13 protein-coding genes are annotated in these 11,308 nt (G+C 43.7%); 4 read left to right on the top strand and 9 right to left on the bottom strand.

All coding sequences use genetic code 11. From position 1 onward, the window contains the following. The 8 genes from VNZ46_RS04075 to VNZ46_RS04040 form a co-directional block, all read right to left on the bottom strand. Nucleotides 1-108 (bottom strand): sulfite exporter TauE/SafE family protein (locus VNZ46_RS04075; protein ID WP_325558835.1); only part of this gene is annotated, 108 nt, incomplete at its 3' end. 23 nt (nucleotides 109-131) lie between these two features. Next, nucleotides 132-560: a FixH family protein gene (locus tag VNZ46_RS04070; RefSeq protein WP_325558833.1), complete on the bottom strand. Its 429-nt coding sequence runs from the start codon at nucleotides 558-560 to the stop codon at nucleotides 132-134. A gap of 4 nt (nucleotides 561-564) precedes the next feature. Further along, a complete protein-coding gene (gene ccoG / locus VNZ46_RS04065; RefSeq protein WP_325558831.1) occupies nucleotides 565-1,962 on the bottom strand; it encodes a cytochrome c oxidase accessory protein CcoG in 1,398 nt (465 codons plus the stop codon). Between the two features lie 2 nt (nucleotides 1,963-1,964). Continuing rightward, nucleotides 1,965-2,768 carry a cbb3-type cytochrome c oxidase N-terminal domain-containing protein gene (locus VNZ46_RS04060; protein ID WP_325558830.1) on the bottom strand — a complete coding sequence of 268 codons (804 nt, stop codon included), beginning with the start codon at nucleotides 2,766-2,768 and terminating at the stop codon, nucleotides 1,965-1,967. A 1-nt stretch (nucleotide 2,769) separates the two neighbouring features. Further along, nucleotides 2,770-2,937, bottom strand: coding sequence for a hypothetical protein (locus VNZ46_RS04055; protein ID WP_166643920.1), 168 nt, complete (start codon nucleotides 2,935-2,937; stop codon nucleotides 2,770-2,772). An 11-nt stretch (nucleotides 2,938-2,948) separates the two neighbouring features. Further along, entirely contained in the window at nucleotides 2,949-5,060 is a 2,112-nt protein-coding gene (ccoN, locus tag VNZ46_RS04050) for a cytochrome-c oxidase, cbb3-type subunit I (RefSeq protein ID WP_414693459.1), read from the bottom strand. Nucleotides 5,061-5,135: 75 nt separating this feature from the next. Next, the gene (gene ccoS, locus VNZ46_RS04045; RefSeq protein WP_199075952.1) at nucleotides 5,136-5,318 is read right to left on the bottom strand and encodes a cbb3-type cytochrome oxidase assembly protein CcoS; all 183 of its coding nucleotides are present in this window, start codon (nucleotides 5,316-5,318) and stop codon (nucleotides 5,136-5,138) included. Beyond that, nucleotides 5,315-7,714: a heavy metal translocating P-type ATPase gene (locus VNZ46_RS04040; protein ID WP_325558828.1), complete on the bottom strand. Its 2,400-nt coding sequence runs from the start codon at nucleotides 7,712-7,714 to the stop codon at nucleotides 5,315-5,317. Before VNZ46_RS04040 ends, ccoS begins: the two co-directional genes overlap by 4 nt. A gap of 121 nt (nucleotides 7,715-7,835) precedes the next feature. Here VNZ46_RS04040 and VNZ46_RS04035 point away from each other — a divergent pair, with 121 nt between their 5' ends. After that, entirely contained in the window at nucleotides 7,836-8,498 is a 663-nt protein-coding gene (locus VNZ46_RS04035; RefSeq protein WP_325558827.1) for a phosphatase PAP2 family protein, read from the top strand. Nucleotides 8,499-8,542: 44 nt separating this feature from the next. Here the strand turns inward: VNZ46_RS04035 and VNZ46_RS04030 are convergent, their stop codons facing one another. Beyond that, a complete protein-coding gene (locus tag VNZ46_RS04030) occupies nucleotides 8,543-9,589 on the bottom strand; it encodes an NAD(P)-dependent alcohol dehydrogenase (RefSeq protein WP_199075946.1) in 1,047 nt (348 codons plus the stop codon). A gap of 138 nt (nucleotides 9,590-9,727) precedes the next feature. Between VNZ46_RS04030 and VNZ46_RS04025 the strand changes: the two genes are divergently transcribed. The 3 genes from VNZ46_RS04025 to VNZ46_RS04015 all read left to right on the top strand — a co-directional run. Next, nucleotides 9,728-10,234, top strand: coding sequence for a GNAT family N-acetyltransferase (locus tag VNZ46_RS04025; protein ID WP_325558825.1), 507 nt, complete (start codon nucleotides 9,728-9,730; stop codon nucleotides 10,232-10,234). 6 nt (nucleotides 10,235-10,240) lie between these two features. After that, the gene (locus VNZ46_RS04020; protein WP_325558823.1) at nucleotides 10,241-10,720 is read left to right on the top strand and encodes a MarR family winged helix-turn-helix transcriptional regulator; all 480 of its coding nucleotides are present in this window, start codon (nucleotides 10,241-10,243) and stop codon (nucleotides 10,718-10,720) included. Between the two features lie 31 nt (nucleotides 10,721-10,751). Then, on the top strand, nucleotides 10,752-11,308 hold a 557-nt coding region (locus VNZ46_RS04015; RefSeq protein ID WP_325558822.1), incomplete at its 3' end, for a hypothetical protein.

Raw genomic sequence — 11,308 nt, 5'->3', positions numbered from 1 at the left:
TAATTTGTCGAGTACAATGTATATACGACCAGACTGCAAAGACGGAACTGCAAAGGCCAGCGGACCGCACATCCCCACGCAATGTACACTGCCCAGTAATCCAATCATAAAAGCCAGGTGGTTATCGCTCATTACAACATCACCTCCTTTTCATACAGATAAGATTTTCCATCGTTTTTCCATTCCATTTTAAGTTTCCATAAGCCACTGGCCTTTTGGCCCACAGGAATACGAAACTGATTTCTGGAATCTGTTTTCAGTTCCAGCTTCTGGTCCAACTTTTTGTCTGCTGTACGGATCAGTTGTACCTCACCTGCAGCGGCTTGTTTAAAGCTAATAACAAGGGTATCACTTGTTCTTTCTACAACAGGTTCTGCATGTTCCTTTTTTACGTTCTCTTTCTTTAAGTAATCCTGGTCGTAATGAATACCTTTTTCATAATAGTCATTATCCACCAGTGCATCGCTTTTGCTCCGGATCATTTTTATACCCAGTACAATAATGAAAGTCATAAAGACGGCCAGGCCGATCATTAATTTTGTTCCCCAGTTCCAGTTCATAGATCTAATCATTTGGTGGTGCGATAAAAGTGGTTTGAAAGCGGTCTATTACCTTTCCTCCCGAAAGGAGTTTAAAGCCAATTTCTGTTTTATATTGCTTAATGCTGTTTTGTGGAAGGATGATAAAGAAGGTCAGTTTTGTACTGCCTCCGTATTTGAGCTGATCCTCTTTTTGGATAAATAGTATCTTTGCTGCCGGGTCTTCCGGTACAATTTCAAATTTAAGGTCCTTACTGGTTTTGTTGACCAGTTCGGCATTATATAAGTTACTCACGGTATGATCTTGGTCACGGATCTGGTACAGCGTTCCGCTGGCCCTTAAAATGGTCGCTTTTACATCGCTTCTGCTCAGGAGCAGGTAACTGAGTAAACTCATTAAAATCAACAGGACGGCACTATAGCCGTAAATCCTTTTGCTGAGTTTAAAAGGTTGTTTCAGTTTGATCTCTTCTTCAGATTTAAATCCGATCAGCCGTAGTGGCCGGTCAATTTTTGCCATCACCATATCGCAGGCATCTATGCAGGCGGTACAGTTGATACACTCCAGCTGAGTGCCATTCCGGATGTCTATCCCGGTAGGGCAAACGTGCACACAAAGCTTGCAGTCAATGCAATCGCCCCGGAGATTTTCTTCTCCTTTAATGCGCTTTCCTCTTGGTTCACCTCTTTCATAATCGTAGGCTACAATGATACTTTGGTTGTCGAGCAGTACCCCCTGTAAGCGTCCGTAAGGACAAGCTACTGTACAAACCAGTTCCCGCATCCGGGAAAAGACCAGGTAAAACACAAAAGTGAAGATACAGATAGAAATAAAACCACTTAAGTGTTGTTGTACAGGTTCGGTCATGATTTTGATCAATGCATCAGAGCCAATCAGATAGGCCAGGAAAATATTGGCAATAAAAAAGGAGACCACCAGGAAAGCCGCATGTTTAACCGTTTTTTTAATCACTTTTTCGGTGGTCAGCGGGCCATCATCCAGCTTTTTTTGTTTGATATGGTCGCCTTCAATCCAGTTTTCTATCCGGCGGAAAACCATTTCCATAAAAATAGTTTGCGGGCAGGCCCAGCCGCAGAATACCCGGCCAAATACAACAGTAAAGAGTACGATAAATACCATAAAAGTCAGCAGGCCCAGTACAAACAGGTAGAAGTCCTGGGGCCAGAAGATGATCCCGAAGAATACAAACTTCCTCTCCAGCACATTCAGCAGCACCAGTTGTTCTCCGTTAACTTTAATAAACGGTGCGGCAAAAAGCAGCGCCAGGAAAAAGGAACTGACAGCTGAACGGTATTTATACAAGCTTCCCTTTACAATACGGGGATAAATCCATTTGCGTTTCTTTCCGTCGTCTGTTATGGTAGAGATCTGGTTTCTGAACTGGTCTGGGCTCTGTGACATGGTTATTTTTGTTTTTCACCCTGAGGTGCTTTTGCCCCGGCAGGATGACTTCCCTGAAGGGATAAGATGTAATTGGTCAGATCTGCAATTTGTTGTGCGCTCAGCGATTTCTCCCAGGCAATCATCCCTTTTTCTGGCACACCATATTTAATGGTCTTAAAGATGTCTTTCACGGTTCCGCCATGAAGCCAGTACTCGTCGGTCAGGTTGGGCCCCACAATACCCTGGGCATGTTCCCCATGGCAGGGCGTGCACCTGGTTTTGAACAGCGAAGCACCCTCATTGATCACAGCCGGATCTTTACTTTGTTCAATGTTGTTCTCGTTCACTGCATTTTTGGCATTTCCAGGTTTCGCCAGGAAAGCTTCTTTGGCCAGTACTGCCTGTTCCAGTTCTGTATGGTATTCCTGTTCCTGGTTTTGACCCCAGCCCAGTACTTCATAATTGAACAAATAGATCACCGCGAAGATGATGGTTCCATAGAAGAGGACCATAAACCAGGCCGGTGTTGGATTATTGAGCTCTGCAATGCCGTCAAATTCATGCTCCATTACCAGGTCTTTTTCCTCAGATATGGGTCGTAAGCCCATTAATTTACTCAGCAGCGAAGGTTGTGCCTTTTTCAGGGCCAGCGCTTGTTCTTCGGCCAGGGCTCGTTGTACTTTTTCTTCCGGACTGAGAAAGGGGGTAGGGTCAACAGATTCTTTGATGTAGAACTTGATCACTTTAAGCATCAGGACGGAAACACCCAGTACCATGATGGCGGTGAGGCCCATGGCGATCACCAATATGTCTGAATAACTCATATTATAAATCTTCTTCGTTTAACGGGAGTTCGCTCATGTATTTCACTTCATCCTTTTTCATCATATAAAGTACAATGCCTACGATAATGAAAAAGAGCACAAATATTCCAAGGGAACTGATCAGGTATACCTGCTTGTCGTCTACCTGTTCTAAAAATTGTTTAAACATAGCTGTATCGTTTATTTTGCTTTAATGTCCATACCCAAACGTTGCAGGTAGGCAATAATGGCGATGATCTCTTTATCACTTTTTACTTTTACGTTGTTCTTGTTCAGATCAGCAGCAATACCTCTGGCTTGTTTGTCCAGATCTTTATTGGCCTGGTGTTCATATCCCGGCTCATAAGGTACACCCAGTGTACGCATGGCGTTGATCTTTGCAATGGTGGTGGTGGTATCCAGCTTCTGGGTGATCAGCCATTCATAAGGTGGCATAATACTTCCAGGCGACATGGTTTGCGGATCGAGTAAGTGGTTGTAGTGCCAGGAGTCGGAGTATTTTCCACCAATACGCTGCAAATCCGGTCCGGTCCTTTTGGACCCCCAAAGGAAAGGATGGTCATAAACGAACTCACCCGCTTTGCTGTATTCTCCATACCTTTCCGTTTCTGAACGGAACGGACGGATCATCTGCGAGTGGCAGTTTACACAACCTTCACGGATGTAAACATCTCTTCCCTGCAATTCTAACGGACTGTAAGGTTTTACACTCGCGATCGTTGGAATATTGGATTTGATGGTGAAAGTAGGCATCATCTCGATCATACCGCCAATCAGGATCACGATTAAAGACAGCACCATGAAAATCATAGGTTTGCGTTCCAGGAAACGGTGCAGTTTTTTATCTGAACCCTGTGGTACATATTCTTTGGCAAGTGCTTGTGCTTCGGCAGGTTCGTTGGCCAGCAATTTTCCTGCTCTTGCGGTTTTAATGATGTTATAGGTCATTACGATAACCCCGCAAAGGTACATGGCACCACCCAGGGCTCTTAACATATACATTGGAATGATCTGGATCACAGTTTCCAGGAAGTTAGGGTATTTCAGTACACCCTCTTCTGTAAACTCTTTCCACATCAGTCCTTGGGTAAACCCGGCAAAATAAAGCGGCACCGCGTAGAAAATGATGCCCAGCGTACCTATCCAAAAGTGGAAAGAAGCCAGCTTTTTAGAATACAATTCTGTTTTGTAAATACGCGGGATCAGCCAGTATAGGATTCCAAAAGTCAGGAAACCGTTCCAGCCAAGTGCCCCTACGTGTACGTGCGCAACAATCCAGTCGGTATAGTGTGCAATGGCATTGATCTGCTTAAGGGCAAGCATAGGGCCTTCAAAGGTGGCCATACCATAAGCAGTGATCCCGACCACCATGAATTTTAAGGTTGGATCTTCGCGTACTTTATCCCAGGCACCTCTCAGGGTCAGCAATCCGTTGATCATACCGCCCCAGCTTGGAGCAATCAGCATCACAGAGAAAGCAACACCCAATGACTGCGCCCATCCCGGAAGAGACGTATAAAGCAAATGGTGTGGGCCTGCCCAGATGTAAATAAAGATCAGTGACCAGAAATGAAGGATACTCAGCTTATAGGAATAAACCGGACGCTGGGCCATTTTAGGTAGAAAATAATACATCATACCCAGGTAAGGTGTGGTGAGGAAGAATGCAACGGCATTATGGCCATACCACCACTGTACCAGGGCATCCTGTACACCAGCATATAAGTAATAGCTTTTAAAAGCGGAAACCGGAAGCTCAAATGAATTGACAATATGCAGTACTGCAATGGTAACGAAAGTGGCAATATAGAACCAAATGGCCACATACATATGTTTTTCCCGGCGCTTGATGATGGTTCCAAACATATTGATCCCGAAGACCACCCAGATAATGGTGATAGCAATGTCTATAGGCCATTCCAGCTCCGCATATTCATGAGAAGTAGTCAGTCCCAAAGGAAGCGTAATGACTGCGGAGACAATGATCAGCTGCCAGCCCCAAAAGTGGATCTTACTTAAAATGTCGCTGAACATCCTCGCTTTCAGCAAACGCTGGAGCGAATAGTAAACACCCATAAAGATGGCATTTCCAACAAAGGCAAAAATTACTGCATTGGTGTGCAGCGGCCTGATGCGGCCAAAAGTGGTGTACTGGTTACCCATGTTCAGGGCAGGTTTAAAAAGCTGCATGGCGATGAGCAAACCAACCGTCATGCCGATAATTCCCCATACAATGGTGGCGATGGCAAAGTTTCTGACGATCTTGTTGTCGTAGTAAAATTTCTCAGTCATAATAAATGATGATGGTTGTTTATTGAGGGTAAAATTAGTGCTGTGCGCGTGCATGGAGAATGATACAAACTTCGGCTAAAGGTGATCTTCATCACTTTTTTGATCTGCTTTTCCCGTAGCTTCTTCGTCGAACAGCATGCGTATCGAAGGTGTATAGGTGTCATCATTTTGCCCGGTCTTACTGGCCCAGAAAAAGGCGAGGAGAAAAATCAGTGCCAGCAGGATACTGATACCGATCAGCATATAGATCATGTTCATAACAAATGATTTTTACGGGCGTATAACCTTGCAGCTATACTGGTGAAAGAAATAATGGTTATGGTACTTGCCGGCATTAGTATAGCAGCAATCAGGGGCGAGAGTGTACCCTGTACCGCAAAAAATAAACCCAGCGCATTATAGGCCAGTGAAATTCCGAAGCTCATATGGATGACTCTGACGGCATCTTTTGCCTGACGGACAAAATTTGGGATCCGGCTAAAACTACTGCCGTCCAGTATGGCATCGCAGCCTGGAGTAAAATTGTTGATGTTGTCCGTTACCGCCACGCCCAGGTCACTTTGTTTTAAAGCGCCTGCATCATTCAGGCCATCTCCAAACATCAGTACTTTATGCCCCTTGTTCTGCAGTGTTTTGATATAATCCAGTTTGTTTTGGGGCGATTGCCTGAAATGCATGTGCTGAATGCTGGGGAAAAAAGGGATGAGGCTCTTGCGGTCATGTTCCTGGTCTCCTGAAAGTAAATGAAGATCCGCATGCCTGCCCAGGTTAAGGACCAGATCTTTAAATCCATTGCGCCATTGCTGGCTCGATAAAAAATAGCCCAGGTACTGATCCTCTATCATCACATGTACAGAACTTCCCTGAAGCTGGGGAATGGGGTCAATGCCGAGAAAAGTGGTACTGCCCAAACGGATGAGTTGTCCATCTATAAGTCCACTGATCCCACGGCCTACTTTTTCCTGATAATCCAGCGCGGTATATTGTTTTGGAAGTGCTATCCATTTAACCAGTTCACGGCTTAAGGGGTGCCCTGAATTTCGGGCAAGGTCACTTACCCATTGTTTTTGCAGAGCGGTTATTTTTCCGTTGAAACTGAGATTTGCAGCTTCAGGATTGGTTATTGTGCCTGTCTTGTCAAAGACAAAAGTATCAATACGGGCCAGTTCTTCTATAACAGCTGTATTCTTTAAATAGAATTTATTCTTGTCAAATATGCTCAGTACGGCTGCCAGTGTAAAAGGGGAGCTGAGGGCCAGCGCACAGGGACAGGCAATGATCAGCACCGCTGTAAAAGAGGCCATTGCTTTGGACGGATCCTCTTTAGAAAGCCAAAACAAACCTGAGCCAATGGCAACAGAGAGTAAAGCGATGCTAAAATATTTGCTCGCCGTACCACTAAAAGTTTTGATCCGGTCTTTATCCGCAGTAAAGGTTTCATTATTCCACAACCTGGTCAGATAGCTTTGAGACACCGGTTTGATCACCTCCAGCTCAATGGCACCATCGAGTTGTCTTCCTCCGGCATAGACAACTTCGCCCAATACTTTTTCTACAGGCATAGACTCTCCGGTTACAAAACTGAAATCAAGCTTTGCTGTTCCGTTTAATAAAATCGCGTCTGCAGGGATAATTTCATTGCTTCGGATCAGGATCCGGTCTCCCTGTTTTAATTTATTGAGGGGAAGAGGACTTTCCTTATTGTCTTTCAGCAGCGTTACCGCAACGGGAAAGTAGGAACGGTAATCTCTCTCAAATGAAAGATGGTGGTAAGTATGTTTTTGCATCCACCTGCCAACTAATAAGAAAAAGACCAGGCCGCAAAGGGTATCTGCAAAACCTGCGCCGCTGCGGCTGAAGATTTCGGCGGCAGAACGAAGGAACATAACCGCAATACCCAGCGCCAGTGGAAAATCGAGGTTGAGTACACCATTTTTTAAATTGACCCAGGCCGAAGAAAAGTAGTCGCGGCCGCAGTAAAATACTACCGGTAAGCAGAAGGCCAGATTTAACCATCCGAAGAAATCTTTAAATTGCTGTTCCAGGCCAGACAAACCAAAATATTCCGGAAAGCTCAGCAGCATGGTATTTCCAAAACAAAAGCCGGCAACAGCAATTTTTCTGATCAGCTGACGGTCTGAAACATCATTTTGCTGCTTTTTGACCACATCCTGCAAACTGATCAGAGGTTCGTAACCAATACGGGATAAGGTTTCGGCCAGTTCCCTTAAGCTTAAAGCTTTATTTTTAAACGTAATCACAACCTGCTTCTTTAAAAAGTCAATCCTCGACTGTACAATAGCGGGATTGATCTTGTAAAGATTTTCCAGCAGCCAGATACAGGAGCTGCAATGGATGGCCGGAATATAAAAAGTGATGACTGTAGTCTCCTCATCCTGATAATCAACCAGGTCTGTAGTGATAGTGGGCTCATCAAGATATTCCAAACGGGGAGTCTGTGTTTTCTGGGTTTGTCCAGGCACATCGTTGTAGGCATAGTAGTTCTCCAGGTTGTGGCTGGAAAGGATCTGATAGACACCCTGGCAACCCAAACAACAAAACTGTTTATCGGCTAAAATATAAGGGGAAAATGGAAGGTCTTCACCGCAATGGTAGCAGTGGGTTTCTACTGTTAAAGTTTTGATCTTTGACATAGCCATGTATTTGTTACAAAAGTGCAAGAAGGCGCTGAGTAGTAAAATGACACGGCTTTGTCTAAAAAGTGATCTCCGTCACTTTTTAGAGTATTATTTTGTTCAGATATAAGATGTAAATTTGCCGCACCTTGAGAAAGAATGCATGCGCCTGATCGATAAACAGAATTTCAATTACCTGATGATTTTTATAGCATTGAGCTTTATTATACTTACCGTATTTATTGCTTTGGCCCCATTGTCTTCAGTCGATATTGAATGTTCTCAATTTGTCCAGGGATTTCACAGCAATACACTGGATGGGCCGATGCGTTTGGTGAGCTGGTTCGGCGAGATGCCTTATTCCTTGTTTACTGTATTGATTACTGCGCTGTTGTTTTTTATTTTTAAATACAAGCGGGAGGCTTTGTTTATACTGACAACGCTTTTGGCAGGTGCAGCAAGTACCCTTATTAAATTTGTTGCCGGAAGGCCCAGACCTGCTGAACCTTTTGTTCATGTTTTAGAGAAGACCCGGCAACTAAGCTTTCCCAGTGGGCATGTTAATTTTTATGTAGTGTTCTTTGGATTCTTAGTGGTACTGATGTTTCATATAAAAACATTACCTATATTCATTAGGCTAACTGTTGGCGGTTTTTCAGCATTGCTGGTATTGTTAGTGCCTTTTTCGAGGGTTTATCTGGGGGCTCATTGGTTTACAGATGTTGTTGGCGGAGCTTTATTGGGCAGTTTGCTGCTCTACGCAAATAGTTATTTTTACCTGGAGTCTTTCAGGAAAAAATAAACCGCCGCAGGTTACGGCGATTTATCTGTATCCTTTTGTACAAATTAATTTAAAGAAGCCATATCTATAACAAAGCGGTAATGGACATCGCCGGCAAGTGTTCGTTCATAGGCTTCATTGATCTGGTCAATATTGATCATCTCTACATCAGAAGTGATGTTGTGTTCAGCACAGTAGTCCAGCATTTCCTGGGTTTCTTTGATGCCTCCAACCAGGGAACCGACCAGACTGCGTCTGCCACCAATGAGGTGAAAGGCAGCAACGTCTGAAGGCGTTGGCGGAACACCCAGCAGCACCATAACACCATTGGTACGTAGTAAGGCCAGGTACTCATTGTAATCATGTTCTGCCGAAACGGTATCAATAATGAAATCGAAACTGTTACCAAGTCTTTTCATGTTTTCTTTGTCTGTGGTCAGCTCGAAATGATGTGCACCGAGTTCCTGGGCATCCTTTTCTTTGCTTTTAGATCTGCTGAGTACAGTGACTTCGGCACCCATGGAAGCTGCGATTTTAACCGCCATATGGCCAAGCCCGCCTAAGCCTACTACAGCAAGTTTATCGCCTTTTTTAACATTCCAGTGTTTCAATGGCGAATAGGTTGTAATTCCTGCACAAAGGAGCGGAGCTACTTTTTCCAAGGGTAATTTATCCGATACACTTAATACAAATTTTTCTGTAACAACGATATGGCTGGAATAACCTCCATAGGTAATGGTCTTTTTATCTTGTAGCAAGGAGTTATAGGTTTGTGAATGCCCGTTTTCACAATATTGTTCATTGTCTTCTGCGCAGTTTCTGCAATGGCCGCAGGAGTCTACAAAACAACCAACACCTACCGTATCACCTACTTTGAATTTGCTTACTTTGCTGCCGGTCCGGGTAACCTTGCCAACAATCTCATGCCCCGGCACTACAGGATACATGGTGCCTCCCCATTCATTCCTGGCGGTATGGATGTCCGAATGGCATACCCCGCAATATAAGATCTTGATCTCTATGTCATGATCGCCTGGTTCCCGGCGATCTAACTGATAAGGCTCCAGAGGCTTGTCAGCACTTTTTGCTGCATAAGATTTTACTGCATTCATAGCTTTTGAATTATTTTGTGTTATAACAGGTATAAAACAAAGCAAGCCTGTAGTTGTTCGGGTTATTTTTTTCTTTCGGTATGATAAATATTTTAATATATGTAGTCTACTACATATATTTGTATATAACCTATATTTATGGAACAGCTTTTTGAAATAAAATCATTGAACAATACCTATTGTAACCAGATTCTTGACCTTATCCTTCCCATCCAGCAAATTGAATTTCAGGTTCCTGTTACCCTTGCAGGGCAGCCTGATCTGTTGGATATTGAGACCAGTTATATTAAACCTGGCGGAAACTTCTGGGGGGCACTGACCCACGAAGACCAATTGATTGGGTCCATTGCCCTAATGGCTGTTGGACATCAGACGGGCGTGATCAGAAAGATGTTTGTGAAAAAAGAATTCCGGGGAAAAGAACTGGGCATTGCACAACGTTTGCTCGATATTCTGATTCAGGAATGTAAAGCGCAGCAGATTACTTCTATTTACCTCGGTACGATAGATGTATTGAAGGCTGCACATCGGTTCTATGAGAAAAATGGCTTTGTCTGCATACCAGCAACAGATTTACCGGATTACTTTCCCAGAATGATGGCTGATAATGTATTTTATCGTTTATATTTGGGCGCCAACAAATAAATTTTTATGAATGTAATTGATGAATCCGGGATACTGGCCATAGCCACCAGGTTACAGAGACTGAGTGATCAGATCCGTAAAGATGGCTTCCAGGTCTATAAAGCACATGGAATTGATTTCGAACCCAAATGGTTCCCGGTAATATACACCCTGTTTCATAAACCTGTATTGAGTGTAGTAGAAATTGCGAATGAAATTGGTTATACGCATCCCTCCACCATCAGTTTATTAAAAGAACTGGAAAAGGAAAAACTGATCCGTTCTAAAAAAGATAAGATCGATGAACGTAAAAGACTGCTGCAGCTTACGGAGAAAGGACAGATACTGGTTGGGCAAATGCAGCCGGTCTGGGACGTACTGAAGATGGCAACTGCAGAAATGATCGATACGGAAAATAACCTGATGCGGGCAATAGAAGAAGTGGAAGGCCAGTTGAAAGAAAAAAGTTTTTTTGACCGGGCCGCCGCGCAAATGAAACGCGTATAATTTCTTATATTGAGCATAAGAAAGAACAACAATGCCTAAGATATTTCTCCCGCTTCTGATCCTCTTGTGCGGTCTGTTAGGTACAGGTCAACTTCATGCCCAATCGGGCAAGAAGAAAAAAATAGTGGCCGATACCAGCATCACTGCTAAAGGGGATACTTCTTTAAACACTTTTATTGACCGGGTAGAATATTATACCAACGCCTTTAACCAAATGAATGCGGTGTTGACTAAGGGCTTTGATACCACTGCGATCAGTCAGGATCTTCCCAATATAGATCTTACAGTTAAATATATACAAAAGGGGACTAAGGTTGAAGACCGGTCCAATACCCTTAGATTTTTATACTCTCTGAGAGATATCTTAACCAGGCTGGAGGATAAGCTGAACCTATATCAAAAAACACTCAGTGGTTATAACGATAAACTGGTTACCATTCAGAACGGGCTGATCCAGGTGAAGCAGGATCAGTTTCTTAAAATAGCGCCTACAGACAGCATTTTGAATGCGGAGTACCAGGAACAGATGAAAGGGCTGAATCAGAAATGGGCCAGGATTGATGCACTCAATAAGCAGGATATGCGGAG

The organism is Pedobacter sp., assembly GCF_035566355.1.
GTDB lineage: Bacteria > Bacteroidota > Bacteroidia > Sphingobacteriales > Sphingobacteriaceae > Pedobacter.
Note: the sequence above shows the minus strand (reverse complement) of the source record. Positions and strands in the feature narration are given on the sequence as shown.

Excerpts from the sequence above, each read along its gene's own strand:
- VNZ46_RS04070 (WP_325558833.1), bottom strand. The coding sequence starts at position 560 with ATGAACTGGAACTGGGGAACAAAATTAATGATCGGCCTGGCCGTCTTT.
- ccoG (WP_325558831.1), bottom strand. The coding sequence starts at position 1,962 with ATGTCACAGAGCCCAGACCAGTTCAGAAACCAGATCTCTACCATAACA.
- VNZ46_RS04060 (WP_325558830.1), bottom strand. The coding sequence starts at position 2,768 with ATGAGTTATTCAGACATATTGGTGATCGCCATGGGCCTCACCGCCATC.
- VNZ46_RS04055 (WP_166643920.1), bottom strand. The coding sequence starts at position 2,937 with ATGTTTAAACAATTTTTAGAACAGGTAGACGACAAGCAGGTATACCTG.
- ccoN (WP_414693459.1), bottom strand. The coding sequence starts at position 5,060 with ATGACTGAGAAATTTTACTACGACAACAAGATCGTCAGAAACTTTGCC.
- ccoS (WP_199075952.1), bottom strand. The coding sequence starts at position 5,318 with ATGAACATGATCTATATGCTGATCGGTATCAGTATCCTGCTGGCACTG.
- VNZ46_RS04040 (WP_325558828.1), bottom strand. The coding sequence starts at position 7,714 with ATGTCAAAGATCAAAACTTTAACAGTAGAAACCCACTGCTACCATTGC.
- VNZ46_RS04030 (WP_199075946.1), bottom strand. The coding sequence starts at position 9,589 with ATGAATGCAGTAAAATCTTATGCAGCAAAAAGTGCTGACAAGCCTCTG.
- VNZ46_RS04025 (WP_325558825.1), top strand. The coding sequence starts at position 9,728 with ATGGAACAGCTTTTTGAAATAAAATCATTGAACAATACCTATTGTAAC.
- VNZ46_RS04020 (WP_325558823.1), top strand. The coding sequence starts at position 10,241 with ATGAATGTAATTGATGAATCCGGGATACTGGCCATAGCCACCAGGTTA.